Source organism: Streptomyces sp. HUAS MG56 (assembly GCF_058673395.1).
Genome location: NZ_CM178722.1, coordinates 6,766,661 through 6,787,818 on the forward strand (window position 1 = coordinate 6,766,661; position 21,158 = coordinate 6,787,818).

22 protein-coding genes and 1 tRNA gene are annotated in these 21,158 nt (G+C 70.9%); 8 read left to right on the forward strand and 15 right to left on the reverse strand.

Features of this window, described 5'->3' with window-relative positions; translation table 11 throughout:
• Positions 1-22 precede the first annotated feature (22 nt).
• Positions 23-1,276, forward strand: coding sequence for a styrene monooxygenase/indole monooxygenase family protein (locus AC4OXY_RS32005; protein ID WP_402065924.1), 1,254 nt, complete (start codon positions 23-25; stop codon positions 1,274-1,276).
• Here AC4OXY_RS32005 and AC4OXY_RS32010 read toward each other — a convergent pair.
• The 4 genes from AC4OXY_RS32010 to AC4OXY_RS32025 all read right to left on the reverse strand — a co-directional run bounded on the left by AC4OXY_RS32010 (position 1,249) and on the right by AC4OXY_RS32025 (position 4,448).
• On the reverse strand, positions 1,249-2,307 hold the full coding sequence (locus AC4OXY_RS32010) for a C40 family peptidase (RefSeq protein ID WP_491991479.1): 1,059 nt from the start codon (positions 2,305-2,307) through the stop codon (positions 1,249-1,251). The two genes, AC4OXY_RS32005 and AC4OXY_RS32010, sit on opposite strands and share 28 nt — an antisense overlap.
• A 121-nt stretch (positions 2,308-2,428) precedes the next feature.
• Complete coding sequence (locus AC4OXY_RS32015) at positions 2,429-2,758, reverse strand: DUF8847 domain-containing protein (RefSeq protein WP_491991480.1); 330 nt, start codon at positions 2,756-2,758, stop codon at positions 2,429-2,431.
• Positions 2,759-2,762: 4 nt separating this feature from the next.
• Positions 2,763-3,419, reverse strand: a complete 657-nt coding sequence (locus tag AC4OXY_RS32020; protein WP_356027672.1) for a TetR/AcrR family transcriptional regulator — start codon at positions 3,417-3,419, stop codon at positions 2,763-2,765.
• Positions 3,420-3,509: 90 nt separating this feature from the next.
• Positions 3,510-4,448, reverse strand: coding sequence for an AurF N-oxygenase family protein (locus AC4OXY_RS32025; RefSeq protein ID WP_356027674.1), 939 nt, complete (start codon positions 4,446-4,448; stop codon positions 3,510-3,512).
• Between the two features lie 123 nt (positions 4,449-4,571).
• Here AC4OXY_RS32025 and AC4OXY_RS32030 point away from each other — a divergent pair, with 123 nt between their 5' ends.
• Entirely contained in the window at positions 4,572-5,681 is a 1,110-nt protein-coding gene (locus AC4OXY_RS32030; RefSeq protein ID WP_362818636.1) for a ferritin-like domain-containing protein, read from the forward strand.
• A gap of 72 nt (positions 5,682-5,753) precedes the next feature.
• Positions 5,754-6,596 (forward strand): hypothetical protein, encoded by an 843-nt coding sequence (locus tag AC4OXY_RS32035; protein ID WP_356027889.1) that lies wholly within the window; start codon positions 5,754-5,756, stop codon positions 6,594-6,596.
• A 70-nt stretch (positions 6,597-6,666) separates the two neighbouring features.
• On the opposite strand, the gene AC4OXY_RS32040 is transcribed toward AC4OXY_RS32035, so the two are convergent.
• The 6 genes from AC4OXY_RS32040 to AC4OXY_RS32065 all read right to left on the reverse strand — a co-directional run bounded on the left by AC4OXY_RS32040 (position 6,667) and on the right by AC4OXY_RS32065 (position 12,757).
• Positions 6,667-8,124 (reverse strand): penicillin-binding transpeptidase domain-containing protein, encoded by a 1,458-nt coding sequence (locus AC4OXY_RS32040; RefSeq protein ID WP_356027891.1) that lies wholly within the window; start codon positions 8,122-8,124, stop codon positions 6,667-6,669.
• Positions 8,125-8,177: 53 nt separating this feature from the next.
• On the reverse strand, positions 8,178-9,539 hold the full coding sequence (locus tag AC4OXY_RS32045; RefSeq protein WP_356027679.1) for an FtsW/RodA/SpoVE family cell cycle protein: 1,362 nt from the start codon (positions 9,537-9,539) through the stop codon (positions 8,178-8,180).
• A gap of 43 nt (positions 9,540-9,582) precedes the next feature.
• The gene (locus tag AC4OXY_RS32050) at positions 9,583-9,942 is read right to left on the reverse strand and encodes an SH3 domain-containing protein (RefSeq protein ID WP_356027682.1); all 360 of its coding nucleotides are present in this window, start codon (positions 9,940-9,942) and stop codon (positions 9,583-9,585) included.
• Between the two features lie 82 nt (positions 9,943-10,024).
• Entirely contained in the window at positions 10,025-11,281 is a 1,257-nt protein-coding gene (locus AC4OXY_RS32055; protein ID WP_362818639.1) for an ATP-binding protein, read from the reverse strand.
• Positions 11,278-12,078, reverse strand: a complete 801-nt coding sequence (locus AC4OXY_RS32060; RefSeq protein WP_376288878.1) for a hypothetical protein — start codon at positions 12,076-12,078, stop codon at positions 11,278-11,280. The genes AC4OXY_RS32055 and AC4OXY_RS32060 overlap by 4 nt, the downstream gene beginning before the upstream one ends.
• 169 nt (positions 12,079-12,247) lie before the next feature.
• Positions 12,248-12,757: a protein-tyrosine phosphatase family protein gene (locus AC4OXY_RS32065; protein WP_356027690.1), complete on the reverse strand. Its 510-nt coding sequence runs from the start codon at positions 12,755-12,757 to the stop codon at positions 12,248-12,250.
• A gap of 113 nt (positions 12,758-12,870) precedes the next feature.
• On the opposite strand from AC4OXY_RS32065, the gene AC4OXY_RS32070 reads away from it, so the two are divergent.
• Positions 12,871-13,674 carry a nuclease-related domain-containing protein gene (locus AC4OXY_RS32070; protein WP_402065932.1) on the forward strand — a complete coding sequence of 268 codons (804 nt, stop codon included), beginning with the start codon at positions 12,871-12,873 and terminating at the stop codon, positions 13,672-13,674.
• A gap of 3 nt (positions 13,675-13,677) precedes the next feature.
• Here the strand turns inward: AC4OXY_RS32070 and ligD are convergent, their stop codons facing one another.
• Positions 13,678-14,562, reverse strand: coding sequence for a non-homologous end-joining DNA ligase (gene ligD / locus AC4OXY_RS32075; RefSeq protein WP_491991481.1), 885 nt, complete (start codon positions 14,560-14,562; stop codon positions 13,678-13,680).
• A 72-nt stretch (positions 14,563-14,634) separates the two neighbouring features.
• On the opposite strand from ligD, the gene ku reads away from it, so the two are divergent.
• On the forward strand, positions 14,635-15,594 hold the full coding sequence (gene ku / locus AC4OXY_RS32080) for a non-homologous end joining protein Ku (protein ID WP_491991482.1): 960 nt from the start codon (positions 14,635-14,637) through the stop codon (positions 15,592-15,594).
• 230 nt (positions 15,595-15,824) lie between these two features.
• Here the strand turns inward: ku and AC4OXY_RS32085 are convergent, their stop codons facing one another.
• Together AC4OXY_RS32085 and AC4OXY_RS32090 are read right to left on the reverse strand one after the other, a co-directional pair.
• On the reverse strand, positions 15,825-16,238 hold the full coding sequence (locus AC4OXY_RS32085; RefSeq protein WP_376288881.1) for a type II toxin-antitoxin system VapC family toxin: 414 nt from the start codon (positions 16,236-16,238) through the stop codon (positions 15,825-15,827).
• The gene (locus AC4OXY_RS32090) at positions 16,235-16,498 is read right to left on the reverse strand and encodes a CopG family transcriptional regulator (RefSeq protein ID WP_376288882.1); all 264 of its coding nucleotides are present in this window, start codon (positions 16,496-16,498) and stop codon (positions 16,235-16,237) included. The genes AC4OXY_RS32085 and AC4OXY_RS32090 overlap by 4 nt, the downstream gene beginning before the upstream one ends.
• A gap of 339 nt (positions 16,499-16,837) precedes the next feature.
• Here AC4OXY_RS32090 and AC4OXY_RS32095 point away from each other — a divergent pair, with 339 nt between their 5' ends.
• Positions 16,838-17,662 (forward strand): site-specific integrase, encoded by an 825-nt coding sequence (locus AC4OXY_RS32095; protein WP_491991483.1) that lies wholly within the window; start codon positions 16,838-16,840, stop codon positions 17,660-17,662.
• 3 nt (positions 17,663-17,665) lie between these two features.
• Positions 17,666-17,950: a hypothetical protein gene (locus AC4OXY_RS32100; RefSeq protein WP_491991484.1), complete on the forward strand. Its 285-nt coding sequence runs from the start codon at positions 17,666-17,668 to the stop codon at positions 17,948-17,950.
• Positions 17,951-18,246: 296 nt separating this feature from the next.
• Here AC4OXY_RS32100 and AC4OXY_RS32105 read toward each other — a convergent pair whose 3' ends face one another.
• Complete coding sequence (locus AC4OXY_RS32105; RefSeq protein ID WP_491991485.1) at positions 18,247-19,815, reverse strand: restriction endonuclease; 1,569 nt, start codon at positions 19,813-19,815, stop codon at positions 18,247-18,249.
• 522 nt (positions 19,816-20,337) lie between these two features.
• Positions 20,338-20,409 (reverse strand) — tRNA-Arg (locus AC4OXY_RS32110).
• A 153-nt stretch (positions 20,410-20,562) separates the two neighbouring features.
• Here AC4OXY_RS32110 and AC4OXY_RS32115 point away from each other — a divergent pair.
• On the forward strand, positions 20,563-21,153 hold the full coding sequence (locus tag AC4OXY_RS32115) for a response regulator (RefSeq protein ID WP_491991486.1): 591 nt from the start codon (positions 20,563-20,565) through the stop codon (positions 21,151-21,153).
• Positions 21,154-21,158: the final 5 nt, after the last annotated feature.

The window sequence follows — 21,158 nt, forward strand, 5'->3', positions numbered from 1 at the left end:
CCGGTTAGGAGTCCTCCCCCGTATGCGGAAGATACTCGTCGTCGGAGCCGGCCAGTCCGGTCTCCAGCTCGCCCTCGGCCTCCAGTCGCACGGCTACGAGGTCACCCTGATGTCCAACCGGACCGCGGACGAGATCCGCACCGGCCGGGTCATGTCGACGCAGTGCATGTTCCACACGGCACTGCAGCACGAGCGCGATCTCCAGCTGAACTTCTGGGAGTCGCAGGCCCCGAGGATCGAGGGGCTCGGCGTCTCGGTCGCGGCCCCCGGCTCGCACGACCCGGGCCCCACGCAGCGGGCCATCGACTGGGTGGGCAGGCTCGACGGGTTCGCGCAGTCGGTCGACCAGCGGGTGAAGATGGCCGGCTGGATGGAGACCTTCGCGCAGCGCGGCGGCCAGCTGGTCATCCACGGCGCGGCGGTCGGCGACCTCGACTACTTCTCCCGCGCCTACGACCTCGTCCTCGTCTCGGCGGGCAAGGGCGAGCTGGTCCAGATGTTCGGCCGCGACGCCTCCCGCTCCCCGTACGGCGAGCCGCAGCGCGCGCTGGCCGTGGCGTACGTCCACGGCCTGGGCCCGCGCCCCGAGCACCCCGACTTCGACGCCGTGCGCTGCAACCTGGTGCCCGGCGTCGGCGAGCTGTTCGTCATGCCGACGCTCACCACCTCCGGCCGCGCGGACATCCTGTTCTGGGAGGGCATCCCGGGCGGCCCGCTCGACGTGTTCGACGGCGTCAAGGACCCGGCGGAGCACCTCTCCCTGACCCTGGAACTCATGGAGAGGTTCACGCCCTGGGAGTACGCGCGCGCGACCAAGGTCGAACTGACCGACGCCGGCGGCACGTTGGCCGGCCGGTACGCGCCCACCGTGCGCAACCCCGTCGGCCGTCTCCCCGGCGGCGGTCTGGTCCTCGGCGTCGCGGACGTGGTCGTGGCGAACGACCCGATCACCGGCCAGGGCTCCAACTCGGCGTCCAAGTGCGCCGCCGCCTACCTCGCCTCGATCCTCGAACACGGGGACCAGGAGTTCGACGAGGCCTGGATGCAGGCGACGTTCGACCGCTACTGGAACACCGCGCAGCACGTCACCAAGTGGACGAACGCGATGCTCGCCCCGCCGCCGGAGCACATCCTGAACCTGATCGGCGCGGCCGGTCAGCTCCAGCCGGTGGCGGACCGTTTCGCCAACGCCTTCGACGACCCGGCGGACTTCGAGAACTTCTTCTACGAGCCCGACAAGACGGCGGCCTATCTGGGGTCGGTCGCCGGGGCCTGATCCGGCCGTACGGCCCCGAGGACCGGGTACGACGCCAGGGGTGACACCGTGACGCGCGCGCCCGGTCTCGGCGCCTGGACGACCTTGCCGTCCCCGACGTACAGGGCCACATGGGTCGCCTCGGGGAAGTAGACCACCAGGTCGCCGGGGCGCAGCCCGGTCAGCGGGACGTGCGTCAGCCGTTTCCACTGCTCCTGGCTGGTGCGCGGGATCGCGGTGCCCGCGTGCCCCCAGGCCTGGGAGGTGAGGCCCGAGCAGTCGTAGGAGGCGGGGCCCTGCGTCCCCCACGCGTACGGCTTGCCCAGCTGCGCCATGGCGTAGCCGACCGCGCGCCGCCCGGCCGGAGAGGCGGCGCGGGCCGTGGGCAGCGCGCCCGCGGTGGTGAGCTTCTGCTGGGCCCGGGCGACGTCCCGCTGTTCCAGCGTGGTGACCGCGGCCAGCTGCTGCGGGGTGAGACCGGCCAGCAGGCGCTCCACGTCGGCCAGTTTCGCCCGGACGGCGTCGCGCTGTGCGCGCTGTCGGTCCGCGAGCGTGAGCTGGGTGTCCAGGGCCGTGCGGGCGGCCCGGGCCAGGGCGTCGTGCCGCTTCTCGGCGCCGGTCAGCCGGGACACCTTGCGGGCCCGTTCGCGCGCCAGCCGGCCGAGGACATGACCCTCGTCCAGCGCCTGCTCCGGATCCGGCGCGAGCAGGAGCCGGGCGAAGGACCCGAGGCCGCCGGTGCTCTGGTACTGCTGGCGGGCCAGCCGGCCGGCGTCGGTCCGGCTGTCCTGGAGGTCCAGCCGGGCGCGGGCCAGCTCGCCGTCCAGCCGGGACACCACGGCGCGCTCCTTCGTCAGCTGCTCCGCGGTGGCGTTGTAGGTCTCGGTGGCCTGTTCGGTCTGCCGGTACAGCTGTTGAAGGTCCGTCAGCAGCCGGGACACGGAGCGGGGCGGGGTCGGTGCGGCCGGCTGGGCTGCGGCGGGCGCGGGCACGAGGACGGCCTGGGTCGCCACCGTCACCGTACAGGCCAGGCGCCGAAACGTTCCTGACATGTCATCACCTCGATGCGGGGAGGGGGCCCGGCGGGCGGGCTGGTCCCTCCTATCGCACCGCGATAATCAGATCTATCCGTGTGGGGCGCGCGCCGGGCGTGGGCGGTTCGGCCCACGCCTGTCACTCGTTCGCGTCGTCCGGCCGGACGTCGTCCGGCCTGTCCGTTCGCGCGGCGGTCGGTGCGCCGGCCGGCCTCGACCACGGCCACCGGAGCCCGCCGCCGGAGGTGTCGTCCGGGTCGTGGAGGTACTTCCACCCCTGGATCAGGCCCAGTCGCCTGCTGTGCCCGCGCGGCACCCGGCGGTAGACGAGCACCGTGGGCGGACCGCCGTCCGGGTCGGGCACGGGGATGCGGTACGTCTTCGGGGGGTGCCCGGTCGGGCCGAGGGCGACCGACAGCACCCGCCCGTCCATCGGTCCGCCCTCGAAGGGGATGTCCTCGCTCTTCACAGGCTCAGTCTCGGCCATCCCCGGCGAGCCTGCCGACGAGGGCGGCCGTCTGCGGGTCCCGGCCCGCGGTGACGGTGAGGACGGCCGTGAACTGCTCCACCAGCCAGTCGCGCAGCTCCTCGACCGGGGGCTGCTTGTCCTCGTCGAGCCAGATGAGGGAGGCCGCCTCGACCGCCGTGATCCATGTGCGCACGGTCATCCGCAGCCGGGGGCCGGGGTCGGGGACGCCGAGGTGGCGGTAGATGTGCTCGGCGGCGGCCCGGCGTACCCCGTCCACGGTGGCGGTGGTGCGGGAGGTCTCCACCACGCTGCCGCCCTGGAGCAGCGCGCTGAAGCCGGTGTCGTGCTCGTCGACGAAGGCCAGATAGCGGTCGACGGCGTGGGAGAGCCGGCGCAGCAGCGGGCCCTCCAGCGGCTCGTCGAAGCACTGCTGGAGCTCTTCGGCGGCCGACCGCAGCGCGGCCTCGTACAGCTGCTGCTTGCCGCCCGGGAAATACCGGTACACCAGCGGGCGCGAGACTCCGGCCTCCTCCGCCACGTCGTCCAGCGACACGTCCTCGGGCGCGCGGTGCGCGAAGAGGGTGAGGGCGGCGTCGAGGAGCTGGCTTCGCCGCTCCTCGACGCTGAGCCGACGGTAGGCGGGGGTGGCGGACGGGCTCATGAACCGCAGCCTAATCGCTCCGCTCGGGGAGCCGTCTTTCGTCTGCGGCTCGTCGTGGCTGGTCGCGCCCACGCGGCGGAGCCGCCCCCGCTACGCCAACAGGCCGGACGACCTCCACAGCCGCCGCCCCGCACCCCGCAGCACGCCGATGTCGTCCAGGAAGTCCGTCAGCCGCTTCGCGCCCGTCTGCATGACCTCGCGGCGGTGTCCGCTCGCCTTCACCTGGGCTGTCGCCTCCCGTTTGTCGAGGCCTACGTTCGTGTAGACCTCGGGGTTGACGAAGGCGACCGAGAAGACGCGGGCGAACTCGCCGGAGGTGACCCGGGTGAACTCCTGGGACCACTTCGGGGCGGTCAGCATCTGGCGCCGCAGCTCCTCACGGGCGTAGCGGACATGGCGCGCCTCCTCGACCACGTGGATGCGCGTGACGCCCCGGATCAGGGGCTGGACGCGCTCGTCCGGGAAGGTCAGGCGCTGCATCCAGTCCAGGACCTCCTCGCCCAGCAGGGTCGCCGTGAAGGAGCCGGGGGTGGTGGAGATGGTCTTGAAGACGCGGCCGAGGTTCAGGTGGGTGCGGCTCACCGGGTACCAGGGCGTGCCGCCGTGCGAGATCAGGCGGGCGAACATCTTCGAGTGCCGGCACTCGTCCTCGATCTCGGTGAGGGCGTAGCGGACGTGCGCGCTCGTCGCCGCCTTGTCGTAGATGTGCCGGACGAGCAGCTGCATCAGGATGAGCTCGAACCAGATGCCGAGCGAGGCCAGTGCCGCCGACTCGTGCTGGGAGAGCAGGATCCGCTGTTCCTCGCTCATCCGCTTCCACATCGGCGTGTCGTACAGCGACACGAGCTCCGGCGGCCAGAACCACTTGCCCGGCTCGAAGGGCGCGTCCCAGTCCAGCTCCTTGTCCGGGTCGAAGGAGTGCTTGGCGGAGGAGGCGAGCAGCCGTTCGGCCACCTGTTCCCGGTCCTTGAGCAGGCCGAGCGCGTCGCGCAGTCCGTCCAGCGCGTCCGCTTCCGTCAGCGTCGTCATGGCTCCCTCACCTCGTTACCCGGGGTACGTCGTCCTGCCTCTTATGAGACTGCCTGTCAGCAAGGGCGTCAATCCCTTGCGCATGACTTGTTGACTCCGCGTCTACGTGTGAGCCTGCCTGGTATGCCGACCCATGACCTGTACGCCAACGACCCCGGAGATTCCCCCTGGCAGGTGCCCGCGAGCGGCGCGGCCCGGTTCAGCTGGGAGTACGACGCCGGCCGCGACCGCCTGCTCGCCCTGTACCAGAAGGGCAAGGACAAGCAGTGGGACGGGCAGAAGCGCATCGACTGGGATCTGGAGGTCGATCCGTACGACCCGCTCGGTACGCCCGAGGAGTCCATGGCCCTGTACGGCACGCCGTACTGGGACAGGATGACCGACCAGGACAGGGGCGAGCTGCGGCGGCACTTCGCCGCCTGGCAGTTCAGCCAGTTCCTGCACGGCGAGCAGGGCGCGATGATCTGCGCCGCGCGCATCGTGGAGTCGGTGCCCGATCTGGACGCCAAGTTCTACTCCGCCACCCAGACCATGGACGAGGCCCGGCACGCCGAGATCTACGGCCGGTTCCTGCACGAGAAGATCGGGCTCGTCTACCCGATCAACGACAATCTGCAGGCCCTGCTCGGGGACACGCTCCGCGACAGCCGCTGGGACATGCCGTACCTGGGCATGCAGGTGCTCATCGAGGGCCTCGCGCTGGCCGCCTTCGGGATGATCCGGGACACCACCACCAAGCCGCTGCCCAAGCAGATCCTGGCCTACGTCATGCAGGACGAGGCCCGGCACGTGGCTTTCGGCCGGATGGCCCTGCGGGACTACTACAAGCAGCTCACCGACGCCGAACTGCGCGAGCGTGAGGAGTTCGTCATCGAGGGCTGCTACCTGATGCGCGACCGGCTGCGCGGCGAGGAGGTGCTGGAGAACTTCGGCATCCCGAAGGCCGAGGCGGCGGAGCTGAGCGAGCGCTCCGAGTTCCTCCAGCTCTTCCGCAAGCTGCTGTTCAGCCGCATCGTGCCCTGCGTCAAGGACATCGGCCTGTGGGGCAAGCGGCTCCAGCAGGCCTATGTGGACATGGGGGTGTTCGAGCTGGGCGACGCCAGCCTCGACCTGCTCATGGCCCAGGACGAGGAACTGGCCGAGCAGTTGGACGCGGAGCGCTTCGCCGCCGAGGAGCGGCAGCGGGTGGCGGAGGTCCGCGAGGCCGTCGACGCGGGGGCGGCGCAGGACTGAGCCCGCAGGTCACGGCGGCGGATCGCGGTGGCGGGGAGGTTCACCCAGGTGGAGTAGCGTGCTGGCGTGTCCATGCCTCCGCCACCGCAGCAGCCGCAGCCGTCGTACGGGCCGCAGCCTCCCTATGGCCAGCAGCCCCCGTACGGCCCGCCGCAGCCTGCCCCCGGCCCGTACGGCTCCCCGTACCCGCCGCAGCAGCCGTACCCGCAGCAGCCGTACCCGCCGCAGGCCTACCCCCAGCAGCCCTACCCGGCCTGGGGCGTGCCGCCCATGGCGGCGCCGCCGAGGAAGCGCCGGGTCGGGCTGGTCCTGGGGATCGTGGGCGGTGTCGTCACGCTCGTCGTCGTGGGGTTCGTCCTGCTCGGGGCGGCGCTCAGCAGCGGCTTCCCCGCGGCGAAGAACAGGCTCACGCTGCCGAGGACACTGGTCGGAGGGAGGTTCCAGCTGGCCCAGGACCTCTCCGACTCCGAGGGCAAGAAGATCGAGGACGAGGCCGACGGCGCCTGGGACGCCAAGGACGTCCACGCCGTGATCGCCTCGTACACCCTGAACGGCGACGCGAGCCAGGGCACCATGGCGGTGTCGGGCATGTACGGCCGGTTCAAGAACGCCGACGGCGCCCGCGCCGACATGCTGAAGGGCGCCTCCGGGGCGGACGGCATGACGGTGGCGGTGGCGCGGAAGGACTTCACGGACAGCGGCTCGCCCACGGTCAGTTGTGAGGTGCTGACGCAGAAGAGGGTCGGCGCGACCGTGACCTACCCCGCGTGTGCCTGGAACGACGGCAACACGGGGGCCATGGTCGCCTCGGTCACCCCCAAGTCGGCCGCGCAGGACCCGGCCCAGGTGGACCTCGCGTTCTACGCGAAGCTCACCCTCCAGGTCCGCTCGGAGATGATCGAGCCGATCGGCTGACGACCGTCGGGCGGTGGCCGGCCGGCACCCACCACGGCACGGCGGCCGCGGTCGCCCCCGGAACCCCGTCTCACCTCCCGAGCACCGCCCGCATCACGTCCCGCGCGATCGGCGCCGCGTTCCCGCCGCCGCTGATCTCGCCCCGGTCCGCCGAGGCGTCCTCCACCACCACCGCGACCGCCACCTGCGGTTCCAGGGACTGGTCGGCCTGCGCCCAGGAGACGAACCAGGCATACGGCACACCGGAGTTGCCGACCCCGTGCTGCGCCGTTCCGGTCTTGCCGCCGACCAGCGCGCCGGGGATGGCGGCCCGGGTGCCGGTGCCCTCCTGGACCACGTCCGTCATCAGCTCCTTGAGCCGGGTGGCCGTCGGCGGGCTCATCACCTGCCGCACCGGATGCGCCCCGCTCCCGGAGAGGATCTCACCGCTGTGCGCGGTGGTCCGCTCGATCAGGTAAGGGGAGTGCAGCAGACCGCCGTCGGCGACGGCCGCCGCGACCATCGCCATCTGCAGGGGCGTGGCCCGCGTGTTGTACTGGCCGATCGACGACAGCGCCAGCTGCGCCCGGTCCACGTGCGGGTCGAAGGTGCTGGGCGCGACGCCGAAGGGGACGCGCACGTCCGTGTCGTTGAAGCCGAACGCCTGCGCCGTGGCCACCATGTCGTGCGCCCCGACGTCCACGCCGAGCTTGGCGAACACCGTGTTGCAGGACCACTCGAAGGCCGCCCGCAGCGAGGCGTCGTCGCAGCCGTCGGCCTCGTTGGTCAGCCGGGTCGTGGTGCCCGGCAGCCGGTAGGGGTCGGGGGAGTCGGTGTCCGCGTCCAGGTCGGTGACCACGCCCGCCTCCAGCGCCGCCGCGGCCGTGACCACCTTGAACGTCGAGCCCGGCGGATAGGTCTGCCGTACCGCCCGGTTCAGCATCGGCTTCTCCGGGTCGTGGCTCAGCCGCTCCCACGCCGAGGTCACCGCCTCGCCGTTGCCGGACAGCTGCCCGGGGTCGTACGACGGGCTCGACACCAGCGCCAGGACGCGGCCCGTGGCCGGGTCGATCGCGGCGACCGCGCCCTTGCGCCCGGCGAGCCCCCGGTACGCGGCCTCCTGCGCGGCCCGGTTCAGCGTCGTCACGACGTTCCCGGCCGGACCGGGCCTGTGCGTCATGTCCTGCCACAGCGGCAGCGGCGACAGCAGCGGATCGGTGCCGGAGAGCACCCCGTCCGCGGCGTGCTCCAGGAACGTGGTGCCGTACAGCTGCGAGGCGAAGCCGGTCACCGGGGCGTACAACGGGCCGTTGCGGTAGGCGCGTTCGTAGCGCAGCTGCTCGCCGGTGTCGGTGGACCCGGTGACCGGCTCGCCGCCGACCAGGATGTCGCCGCGCGGCTGGCCGTAACGGGCGATCGTGGCACGGCGGTTGGCCGGATTGGCGTCGAAGAGGCGCGACTGCACCACCTGCACCCGGGCGGCGTTGACCAGCAGGGCCGCGAGCAGCAGCGCGCAGAACCCCCAGGCGCGGCGGATGTACCGGGCCATGGGCCGGCCGCCGTCGGGAAGACCGGCGCGGTCGTGGTGGCGGCCGGGATCGCTCACGGGGCCTCCCGCCCGTCGTACTGGCTGCGTGCCGAGTCGCTGACCCGGATCAGCAGGGCCACGATCGCCCAGTTGGTGACCACCGAGGAGCCGCCCTGGGCGAGGAACGGCATCGCCATGCCGGTCAGCGGGATCAGCCCGGTCACCCCGCCCGCGATCACGAACACCTGGAGCGCGAGCAGCGAGGCGAGTCCGACGGCGAGGAGCCTGCCGAACGGCTCGCGCAGGGCGAGCCCGGCCCGGAAGCCGCGCTCCACGAGCAGGGCGTACAGCAGGAAGATCGCCGCGAGTCCGGCGAGGCCCAGCTCCTCGCCCGCCGTCGCCAGGATGAAGTCCGACTTGACGGCGAAGCCGATCAGCACGGAGTGCCCGAGCCCGAGCCCGGTGCCGGTCACCCCGCCGGCCGCGAACGCGAACAGCGACTGGGACAGCTGGTTGGGCCCGATCCCCGCGTCGATCGTGTGGAACGGATACAGCCAGTCCTCGATCCGCCCGCCCACATGCGGCTCGAACCGTCCGACGGCATCGGCGCCCAGCACCGCCAGCAGCAGCCCGACCGCGATCCACCCCGTCCGGCCGGTCGCGACGTACAGCAGCACCACGAACAGCCCGAAGAACAGCAGCGAGGTGCCGAGGTCCCGCTCCAGGACCAGCACGCCGACGCTCAGCAGCCAGATCGTCACGATCGGGCCGAGCACCCGCCCGGTGGGGAACTGGAGCCGCCACAGCCGGCGCCCCGTGTAGGCGAGCGCGTTGCGGTTGGCGGCCAGGTACGCGGCGAAGAACACCGCGAGCAGCACCTTCGCGAACTCGCCGGGCTGGATGGAGAATCCGGCGATCCGCAGCCAGATGCGGGCCCCGTTGACGGGCGGGAAGAGGATCGGCAGCGCGAGGAGCACGAGGGCCGCGGCCACGAACACGTACGCGTACCGCTGGAGCATCCGGTGGTCGCGCAGCAGCAGGACGACGACGGTGAACAGCCCGATCCCGAGCGTGGACCACACCAGCTGGGCGGGTGCCGCGCGGTCGTGCGGGGTCTCCAGGTCCAGCCGGTAGATCAGGACCAGGCCGAGCCCGTTGAGCAGCACCCCGATCGGCAGCGGCAGCGGATCGGCGTACGGCGCCCGCAGGCGTACGACGAGATGCGCGACCAGGGCGAGCATCCCGAGCCCGGCGCCGTAGCCGAGGGCGCCGGGCGGGACGGTGCCGGTCCGGGCGAGCCCCACCGCGCAGTAGCCGTACACGCACAGCAGGACGGCCAGCACGATCAGGGCGAGTTCGAAGCCACGGCGCCGGGGGAGACGTACGGCGGGTGCGGGTCTCCGCGCCGCCGCCAGGGTGGTTCCGGCCTTGGTCATGCCCGGAACCTACCCATATGGGGCGTCTTGTGGGCTGTGCCCACTAACACGAGCGCGGCGCCGGGCCGACGTTGGCGATGTAGCGCGCCGACCCCCAGGCCCAGGTGCCGTTCGTCAGCAGGTACCAGACCGGGTTGCCGCGCACGGCGTCCCCGGAGGTCTTGCAGTAGATGGAGACCTGCTCGCCCTGCTTGACGAACCGCACCTGCCGGTTGCTGCGGTCCGGCCGCTCCCGCAGCCAGATCCCGCCCTTGGCGGTGACGACCCCCTTGTAGTGCCCGAGCCCCTCCTCGCCCCCCTTGCCGCCGCCGGCGGCGGCGGGGGCGATGGAGGCGGTGGCGAGGAGGGCGCCGGCGGCGGCCGCTACGGCGAGTGATCGGGTGAGGGAACGGGGCAAAGACATGTGGGCCTCCAGAAAAGGGGCGAAACCTTACTGTTCGCCACATTACGAGGCGTCAGGTGGCCCAGCCCGGCACGACGCTCTCTCAGAGGCCCGGGGATTCGTCCACCGGGAGGATCAGCGTGGCCACCGCGCCCCCGTCCACCGCGTTGGCGAACGCCAGCCGCGCGCCCAGGACCTCCGCCTGGCCCTTGGCGATGGTGAGCCCCAGCCCGTGTCCCGTGGCCCCGCCCTCCGTGCGGAACCTCTGCGGCCCATGGGCCACCAGGTACTTCGGATACCCGCCCCCGTGGTCCCGCACGGTCACCACCGGCCCGTCCACCGTCAGCACCACGGGAAGCCCTCCGTGCTTGTGCGCGTTGGCCACCAGGTTCCCCAGCACCCGCTCCAGCCGCCGCCGGTCGGTCTCCACGCGCGCGTTACGGACGATCCGCACCTCCGTGTCGGTGCCCGACGCCCGCACCACCCGCCGGGCCAGCGCCCCCAGCTCCTCGGTGCCCACCGCCGGCTTCTCCCGCCCGGTGTCGAGCCGGGAGATCTCCAGCAGGTCCTCGGTGAGGGTGCGCAGCGCCGCCACCCGGTCCCGCACCAGCTCCGTCGGCCGGCCCGGCGGCAGCAGCTCCGCGGCCGCGTGCAGCCCGGTCAGCGGGGTGCGCAGCTCGTGCGCCACGTCCGCCGTGAACCGCTGCTCGCTCAGCAGCTTGCTCTGCAGCGTGGAGGCCATCCTGTCCAGGGCCGCCGCGACCGCGGCCACCTCGTCCTGCGGCCGGAACGGATCCTTGGACAGCGGGTCGTCCACGCGCGCGTCCAGGTCGCCGGTGCTGATCCGCCGCGCCACGCGCGCGGTGGCGTGCAGCCGCCGGGTCACCCGGGTCACCGCGAACACCCCGACCAGCACGGTGATCCCGATCGCGAGCCCCGACGACCACAGGATCGAGGTGTCGAGCCCGGTGATCGTGCGGACCTGCTGCGAGTAGTCCAGCTCCACGGCCAGCGCCCGGTGCCCGGCCGCCGGGCCCGCCGCCCACATGGTCGGGCGCCCCCGGTGCGTGGAGACCACCGTGCCGCGCTGCCCCGACGCCGCCAGCGACCGCAGCGACGAGGGCAGCCCCTCGGGGTCCACACCGGCGCCCGGCAGCAGCGTGTCCCCGGCCTCGTACGCCTGCGTGGCGTCGTCGAGCCGGGACAGCGCCTGGTCGCGGGCCTGGTTGACGGTCCGGTCGGTCACCGAGACGTGCACCAGGACGCCGAGCAGCGCGGCCAGCGCACAGCACATGACCGTGATGAACACGGCCGCCTTCACGGCGAGCGGACCGGCCCACCGCGGCAGACCGGGCTTCACGAGGTGCCCGCCGAGGGGGTGGCCGACGGGGGTGAGGAGGCCGGGGCGGAGGCCGGGGTGGAGGACCTGGCGGAGGGTGAGGCGGACGGCGCGGCGGACCGGGACGGCTTCGTGGCCTTCCGTCCGTCACCGGTGTGCAGGTACTCGTCCCGCGAGAACACCATCGCGCGCTGTCCCGGGTCCCACACCCAGGTCGTGCGGTACTCGTAGCCGGAGATGTCCGCCGGCGAGCGCTCGATCAGCGCCCGCCCGGCCAGCTCCACCCCGAGGATCGCATCGTTGTCGGCCAGCACCTGCACCAGCCGGTGCTTCTCGACCGTGTAGACCCGTACCGCCGTCTGGTTGGTCGGGTAGAGCCGGAAGCCGAGCGTCAGATCGTCCTTGCCGTCGCCGGTGAGGTCCCGGTAGTACGGCTTCAGCAGCGGGCAGCGCGCCTCGTCGCCGCCGGGCCGGCAGTCCTTCAGCCGGTCCACGGTCCCGTGGTACGCCCCCTTCGACCCGTAGTCGTCCGGCTCCGACCTGATCTCCGCCGCGACCACGTCGACCGGGTTCACCTTGCGGATGTCGTCGCCGGGGACCTTGATCCCCTTGACGAGCGACCGGGTCGCCACGTCGTAGGGGTAGGCCGGGCTGGACGCCGGCCGGAGGTCGGGCCAGAGCTTGGCGGGGCTGACCGCCGTCGGGGTCGGCCCGGCGGCCCGCAGCGCGCCGCGGTCCCCGCAGCCCGATGCCGTCACCGACAGCAGGGCGACGGCGACCGCGGCGAGGGCGATACGCGCGGGACGGCGGGCTGGCACGGTGCTCCTGGGGCTGACGGACGGACGGGCGGGCGGACTGGTCGGGCGGGCGGACTGGTCGGGGCGAGGGGCCGGACGGGACCCCGTACAACCTTATGCGTAGTCTCGTATTGCTCGTAATTTTGTAGGGAAGTCCTTTTTATTCCCTGGGGGTGGTGCTGCGCAGAGGTTACTCGGCCAGATCTTCGAGCAGCCGGACGGTCGGCAGTCCCGCGCGCAGGTACTCCACGAACAGCTCGTTGTGCAGCGCCCAGGCCGAGCGCCGGGCCCGGATCAGCTGGATCACCTCGTCCGGCGAGGAGTGTCCGCGCTGGACCAGGGCGTGGGCGACGACCAGGCCCGAGCGGTTGTACCCGTGGTAGCAGCGCACGAGCACCCGGCGCCCGGAGTCCAGCGCCTCGTTCGCCGCGCCCGCCAGCCGCATCACCCCGGCGAGCTGCGTCCCGTCCAGCGGTCCGTCGGGAATCGGCCACACATGGTGCTCGACGCCCGGATCGGGGCCGTGCCCCGGCAGCCGCAGCAGCGTCTGCACCACGTCGAACTCGTCCCGCACCACGACGGGCTCTGCCCGCCCGGAACGGCCCCGGACCTCGTGCCCGCCCATCCACAGGCCGGGCACGATCTCGCTCCACGGACGCTCCGGAGCCGGTACGGCGGGCTGCCTCCCGCGGATCCGCAACGGCGCCTCCCCAACTCCCCTGCACAGGGCCGTCCTCCAGGGCCTTTCTTCAAGGTAACCGGTCTTGCCCCCGGAGCACCCCGCCTGTTCCCATGGTCGAGGGGTGATGGCGCATGAACGCACTGCGCGTGGTGCCGGCCTATCGGCACGGCCGGGAACGGCTGTACGTCTGCCGCCCGGACGGCAGCAACGTCGCCTGGTACGACCGGGAGGCGGGCCGGGTGAACCTGCTCGGCGAGGACAGCAGGGACGACGTACTCCACGCCCTGAAACCCTTTCTGACCGGCCCGGTGACCGTGGGCCCGCCCCCGGTCCCGACCCCGGCCGAACTGGCCCGGCTGACCCTGCACCCCGACGACGACCTGGCGCCCAACCGCCCCGGCGAGGCCCTGCTCGTCGCCCTCGACCGCGATCCCGGCCCCGCCCACCGGCTGCGCCCCGACCCGCGCCGCCGCGCCCTGACCGCCGAGCAGACCGTCGGCCAGGCCCTGGACGCCCTGGAGGGCGCCGGCTGGCACACCCTGCACTCCCTCGTGCTGCCCGGCGGCGACCGCATCCACCATCTGCTGCTCGGCCCCGGCGGCGTCTTCGCCGTCCACGCCCTGTACGCCCGTAAGGCCCGGATCCTGGTCGCCGACCCCCTGGTCACCGTCGGCCGCCGCGAGCCCGAGCCCCTCCTGCGCCGCCTGCGCGCGGACGCCGACCGCGCCTCCTACGCCCTGACCGCCGAGGTCCGCCCGGTCCTGGCCCTCGCGGGCCCCGCCGAGGTGACGGTCACCGCCCGGCCGCGCGCCCTGCGGATCCTCCAGGACACGGATCTGGCGGACCTGGCCCGGCTGGGCGGGGTGCTGAAGCCGGCGGACGTGGAGGCGCTGCACGGAATGGCACGGGACCGGAACACGTGGGGGAGGGTGTAGGAGTCACCCGGGCAGCGGAGCCGCCGTCTCCGGGTCCAGCAGGGGTGCCATCAGCTCCCCGAGGTCCCGCAGCCGCGGGGCGATGTCCCGAGCCTGGAACTCCAGCTGGGACGGGCTGTGGCAGTCCGCGACCTCGTCCCAGGTGACCGGGGCGGAGACGAGCGGTGTGGGGCGGGCGCGCAGGGTGTAGGGCGTGGCCGTGGTCTTGCGCGCGGCGTTCTGGCTCCAGTCGACGAACACCTTGCCCGGCCGCAGGCTCCTGGTCATCCGGTGCACCACCAGCCGGGGCATGGCCCGCTCGGCCTCGACGGCGAGCGCCTTGGCGTACTCGCTGGCCCGCTCGGCGGACGAGCCCCGCACGGCGGCCAGCAGATGCAGCCCCTTCGACCCCGCCGTCTTCGGGTACGCCGCGATCCCGTCCGCCGCGAGCCGCTCGCGCAGCCACAGGGCCACCTCGCAGCAGTGGACGAGATGGGCGGGCGGCCCCGGATCGAGGTCGAACACCAGCCGGTCGGCCTCGTCGGGGCGCTGCACGAGCCACTGGTGCGTATGGAACTCGGTGACGAGGTTCGCGGCCCAGACGAGGCTGGCCAGATCCTGTACGACGACCATCCGGGCCGGCCCCTCCGAGCGGGGCACCTCGGCGGTGGTGACCCACTCGGGCGTACCCGGCGGCACGTTCTTGGTGAAGAACACCTGCCCGTCGGGCCCGTCCGGATAGCGCAGGAAGGACACGGCCCGGTCGCGCAGATGCGGCAGCAGCGCGTCGGCGCTGGTCGCGTAGTAGTGCACCAGCTCCGCCTTGGTGAAACCGGTCCGCGGATACAGCACCTTCTCCAGGTTGCTGAGCGCGACCCGCCGGCCCGCCACCTCTGTGATAGGCGTCATAAGATGACAATCCCAGATAAACAGGCAAAACCAGCGAAACCGGTGGAACCGACGGAAGGGCGGGTGCGGCACGTGCGGTCGATATGGAACGGCGCGATCTCCTTCGGTCTCGTCAGCATCCCGATCAAGCTGGTGAACGCCACGGAGAGCCACTCGGTCTCCTTCCGCCAGATCCACACCGAGGACGGCGGCCGCATCCGCTACCGCAAGGTCTGCGAACTGGAGGACCGCGAGGTCAGCGCCGCGGAGATCGGCAAGGGCTACGAGGACGCGGACGGCACGATCATCCCGATCACCGACGACGACCTCTCCCACCTCCCCATCCCCACCGCCCGCACGATCGAGATCGTGGCCTTCGTACCGGCCGACCGGATCGACCCGCTCCAGATGGACGCGGCGTACTACCTGGCCGCGAGCGGGGTCCCGGCCGCCAAGCCGTACGTCCTCCTCCGGGAGGCCCTGAAGCGCAGCAACAAGGTGGCCATCGCGAAGTACGCCCTGCGCGGCCGCGAACGCCTCGGCATGCTGCGGGTGGTCGGCGACGCCATCGCCATGCACGGCCTGCTCTGGCCGGACGAGGTACGCGCCCCCGAGGGCGTCGCCCCGGACACCGACGTCACCGTCCGCGACAAGGAACTCGACCTCGCCGACGCCCTGATGGACACCCTGGGCGAGGTCGACCTGGCGGACCTGCACGACGAGTACCGGGAGGCCCTGGAGGAGGTCATCGCCGCGAAGGCCTCCGGCGAGGCCCCGCCCGAGACCCCGGCCCCCGCGGCCGGCGGCAAGGTCCTCGACCTGATGGCGGCGCTGGAGAGCAGCGTGCGAGCGGCCCGCGAGTCCCGGGGCGAACCCCCCTCGGACGTCGAGGCGGAGGTCAGACGCCTGCCACGCAAGACCGCCGCCACCGAGAAGAAGACTCCGGCCGCCAAGAAGACGGCGACGGCGAAGAAGCCTGCGGCCAAGTCCGCGGCGAAGAAGACCGCCAAGCCGACGACGAAGAAGACCGCGTCCCGCAAACGGTCGGCCTAGGGGCAGGCAAGTTCAGATGTCACCCGATCGTGCAGCAGACCCCCACTCTCAACCGGGTGCCGCGAACTCTTCAGCTCGCGGCCGTAGTTGAGAAGGATTCTGGTACATGCGAGACCGAGGAGTCATCTGTTTTGCGGATCGGTACCCGTTTCTTCTTGTGGTCTGCGCAGCCGTTCAACGCGCGCCCTGGATCATCGAATCTTTGTTCGCAACCTACTTTTGGGTGCTGGTCAAATCTTGATGACAGTGGCGTGTCCGCTGCAGAGGGCGGTGAGGTCCTCCGGGTCGGAGGTCAGGATCGTGACTGGGTCGGGGGCGGCGAGGGCGGTTGCGCTGAGCATGGCGTCGATGGCGTACTTGTGGCCGTGCAGCCCGGCGTCAGCGAGGAGCACGGCGGCGTGGCGGGCGATGGGCTCGGTCACCGGTTCCACGACGAGTCGGGACAGCGTCCACTCCAGGGCCGGCCGGTTGATCCGGGGGTGGACCACCTCGACGAGGGTTGCCGCAGAGGTGATCACTCGCAGGTCGTCGGCGCGTGCGAGGGCGAGCCAGCCGGTGACTGTGCGATCGCGCAGCACGGCCTTGGCTAGTCCTTCGCTGTCCAGGACGAGGGTGCCACCAGGGACGGCAGGAGATCGGGTCACGCGGCGTTCGCCCCGTCCCGTGTCTGCTCCAATCGGGCCTGGTGAAGCTGGTCGCGGAGAGTCTGAATCTCCTCGTCCGTGACGGGCCCGTGTTCGGCCTCGGCGACCTGGATGAGCTCGTTCAGATTGTCGCGTTCGATCTGACGGGCCACGGCGGCGGCCACGTAGGCGGACAACCCGGAGGGGCCGCTGCGGGCCTTGGCGGCTTCGGCGATGTCGCGCGGCATAGTGATGGAATACTTGCCGGTAGGCTCACTCATGCTACTCATCCTACCCCTCATCCTCTCTGCGGGTGTCGAAGTCCTGCCTTGCAGAGAGAACCCCTATGACTCGCCTTGGTGACTTGTGCGTTACCTGGCATGCACAGCGAGGACGCCGAGGGCCCCGCTGCAACCTGGGCCGGAAGCGCTCCCCTGGTCAGAGAGGTGGTGGACGTCATGAGGAGTTCGGGATCGCAGACACACCGCGTTCCCAGACGGAGAAGTGGGGGCAAGACCGTGATTGCGGCGCGGGCCGGCAGAAACACTTCCGCGGGAAGTGCGACGGAAGTCAGGGCGCTAGCGGACGAGCTCGGCGCCGCGCTGGTCCGAGCGGTCCGAGTGGGCGCCGCTGATGAGTCGGTCTCTGCGGGGACAAGCCACGGCTCGGTCTCCACCAGCTGGTATGACTTCGCGCTCGGCTATCTGGAGATGCGCTGGCCGCAGGTCGGGGCGAAAACCCGCAACGAGACCAACGATGCACTGTGCTCGGTCACCCAGGCGATGCTCCGGAACGTACGAGGCCGCCCCAACGACGAGTTGCTGCGGCAGGCGCTGCGGGACTGGGCGTTCGTCGTGCCCCGGCCGGACCCGCGTATGGCGCCCGCCGACGTGCGGCTTGCTCTGCGCTGGGTGGAGAGGGCGTCACGCCCCTTGGCCGACTTGATGGACCCGGTCGTCATGCGGGCGGTGAGGCAAGCCCTGCAGCTGAAGCAGGACGGCATGATCGCAGCCGCCGAGACCCAGGGACACAAGCGCATGACCCTCGTGAACGCAGTGCGGTACGCGATCGAGCAAGGCGGACTCCGCACCGACCCGATGGCCCCCATCAACTGGCGGATCACCAAGACCGTAAAGCAGGTCGACCCACGGGTAGTCGCCAACCCTGCCCAGGCGCGCTCCCTGCTGTGCGCTCTCTCGTACGTCGGTGGCTACCGGCGTGCCCGCGGACGGCGGTTGGTCGGCTTGTTCGCTGGCATGTACTACGCCGGACTGCGGCCTGCGGAGGCGGTTGCAGTGTCCCTGCCGGACTGCGTTCTGCCCACGGAGGGTTGGGGCAGGGCGATCCTGCACGTCACTCGACCCCAGGCGGGCAAGGAGTGGACCGACACCGGGCGCCTCCATGACGAGCGTGCTCTGAAGAGCCACCCGCCGGGCGACACCTGACCGGTGCCGCTGCCGCCCGAGCTGGTGATGCTGTGGCGGGAGAGCATCCAGACCTTCGGCACTGCGGAGGACGGACGGCTGTTCTTCAACGAGCACGGCGGCATCGTAGGCTCCAGCACCTATTACGGCGTCTGGCATGAAGCCCGTGACCTTGCCCTCCCGCCGGATGTGGCGGACTCACCGCTCGCGGCCCGCCCGTACGACCTCCGCCACTCGGCCCTGTCTACCTGGCTGAATGCCGGCAGTAGATCCCACCGAGGTCGCCGAACGCGCCGGCAACAGCGTTGAGGTCCTCATGACCCGATACGCCAAGTGCCTGTATGGACGACAAGCGGTCGCTAACCAGCGCATCGAGGCGCTGCTCAAGGAGTACCGATAGAGCCCGATGAACGTGTGCGTTCGCTGACTCGTCGCGGTCAACAGTCCGAGCTTCCGATCCGGTGACGCTCACCAGGTACGGAGGAGCGCGGGAAGGGGCCCGGTGCGGGCGGTTTGCCCCGGAGCCGGAGCAACTTTTCCGGGTACGGGGCGTACGTCAGTAGCGAGGTGTAGAGATGTCCCACGCCGCGGCTGGGGCTCGACCCCTACTTGGGGCGTCGTTTCGGAGGCACCGGCCCCGGGATGACATCGAGGTTCATGTGCTCCTTGAACAGGTGCACCAGGTTGGCTCCGTCGAGGAGTTCGAGGCGCCCGTGTTCGTTGGCGAATGCCTCGCTGGCTCGGCCGAACCAGGAGGTTGACACCAGGATGCCTTTGGCGGCCCGCTTGTGTTCCACGACGCCGGCGAGTGCGGAGACGGTCTCGAACGGGACCACGTTCTTGGTGCGTTTGGCCTGGATGATGCACAGGCCCTTCATCACGGGGTCAGTGTTCATGGCGACCGCATCCACACCCTCGTCCTTCGAGGGCTGGGTGTTCACGCTGTCCAGGCCGATGGCTTCGAACAGTTGCCTAATGAGGTGCTCGAACTCGGTGGGTGTCAGGTCGATCAGTACGGGGCGGCTGTCCAGGCCCGCCACGACGTCCAGGCTGTCCATGATGCGGAACTTGGACAGGTCGAACGTGACGAGCGGCCGCACCGGCTCCAACTCGTATGGGTTCGGCGAGATCAGTGACCGCAGTCGTTTCAAGCAGGCCCGTGGATCCACTTGGGTCAGGACCAGCTGACTGAACTCGTCCCGGTCGGTCTGGAGCGTGATCAAGCACGGGTGGACGTCCCGCCCGGTGGCGCGGTCGATGGTGGCCACATGCCCGTTCAAGGCGATGGACTGGATCACGCCGTCGGTGTCGGCGGCAAAGAGTTCGTGCACGGTGCGCAGAGCTGTTTGAGCCAGGACTGACGCGTACAACTCCTTGCGCTCTTTCTCCGGACGCGGAACAGGCGTGATCTCGTCACGCGTCTTCACGTACCGGTATGAGCGCGCCGCTGGGACCACGTCCTCCAGTGGCAGGTCGATCTCAACCAGAAGGTCACCCGTATCCGCCTGGTACGAGACCTGGTGGGCCTTGGGGAAGCCGTGCGGGTACCCGGAGGCGGCCAAGACCTGGTCGGCGAACCACCCGACGGCCTCCACGTCTCTGTCCCGGTACGCGCTTCGTCGCTGTTCGAGGTCGGTATTCCATGCCTCGACCCGGGCGGCCTCTTCCTGGTTGCGCTCCTCGTGTTGGGCGCGAGCCTTTTCCAGCTTCTCGACGCGCTTCTTTTCGTCGCGCGCATGGTCTCGCAGTGCTCTGTCGAACCGCTTGCGGGCGGCTTCGACCTCGGCGTCGTGGCCGCGCCGTCCGAAACCGAGAGCGCTGAGCAGCCCCCGCGGTGCCTCCGGCTCGTACTCCTCCCAGCGCGGCACGGGTGCGGCTTTCGTACGTCCCTTGGGTGGCACGAACAAGGAGGGAACAAACTCCTGCTTCAGCCGATCGAACGTCAGCGGTTGTCCCTCCAGTACGGCTGTCTGTAACAGCTTGGAGAGTTGCTCGGCATCGTTCTCGGCAACGCTGGACCGGTCGACGGCTTCCTGGGCGCGGGCCGCTTCATGGGCGAGCTTCTCCTCACGGGCCTTCCGCTTGGCCTCGGCCTCAGCGGCCTTCCGAGCTCGCTCCCGTTCTCTGGTCTGCCGCGCGAGCTCCCGTGCGTAAGGATCGTTCCCGCCCGCCACTGTTTCCCCCAGCTCAGTGCATGATCGTCAGTCGGAACCTTCCGCAGTATCTCTCACCGGGTCGGCGACGTCAGTAGGTACTTGCCGAAGGCATCCTCTGCCATGAACTGCCCCGGCTGATCCAGGGGTTAACCTGCGCGATCAGCTCCAGCAGGAACATTGGCCGGTCCAGGCGGGCTGCAGTACTGACCCCCTGACGCGACCGATGCGAACTCCGACCCAGGAAAGTGAAACGGCCTGCTGCGCCGGGTGCGCTTCTCGCCGTCTTGGCTGCAAACAGACAGGTGAGGAGAGGGGCTTCTCTTACAGGAGCTTCGTTTATTCACGTTCGTCCCACGTATGTCCCGCACGGAGCGATTCCACGGGATCGGACAAATGGGAAATCGCCGGTTCGGTGCTGTGAAGCCTCAGGTCAGCGTCCCAGGGCGTCGGGCGATTACGGCCAAGTTGGCCGTTGCAGTTTTGGCATGCACAAGAAAGGCGCTGACCTGCATTTCTGCAGCTCAGCGCCTTAATCCGGAGTGCCCCCGGCAGGATTCGAACCTGCGCACACGGCTCCGGAGGCCGTTGCTCTATCCCCTGAGCTACGGGGGCGTGTCGGCTGTTGAGCGCTTCGCTCGCGGCGACGGGTAGAACACTAGCAGGTCCGGCGGGGTGATCAGGAACCCGTTTCCGGGGGTGGGGAGCGGGGTGCGGCGGGGCCGGTGTGCGGTGGTCGGCGGAACGGGTCCCCTGTACGGGGCGGAAGTGGGGAAAACCCGGACGCGGTGGCCGGTCCGGACCTACTCTCGACGTGTGCCAGGCGCCTCGGGTCGGGTGCTTGTTGTGGACGACAACAAGGTCATCCGGCAGCTGATCAGGGTCAATCTCGAGCTGGAAGGGCTTGAGGTCGTGACCGCGGCCGATGGTGCCGAGTGTCTGGACGTGGTGCACCAGGTGCGGCCCGATGTCGTGACCCTCGACGTCGTGATGCCCCGGCTGGACGGCCTGCGCACCGCGGCCCGGCTGCGCGCCGATCCCCGTACGCACCATCTGCCGCTCGCCATCATCAGCGCGTGCACGCAGCACGAGGTCGAGAGCGGCCTCGACGTCGGCGTCGACGCCTTCCTCGCCAAGCCCTTCGAACCGGCCGACCTGGTCCGGCTCGTCAAGCAGCTCATCCAGCGCGGGGACGGCCGCGGGGGAGCGGGGCACGGGGGAGACGGCGGGCGCCGCGGCGGCGATGACGGGGGAGACGACGGCGAGGGCGACGGCGACGGGGAACCGGGCGGCGGGGGCGGGCAGGACAGCGCCGCCGCCGACGGCGTACCGAGCCACCGGATCTTCTACGGCGGCTAGGCCGC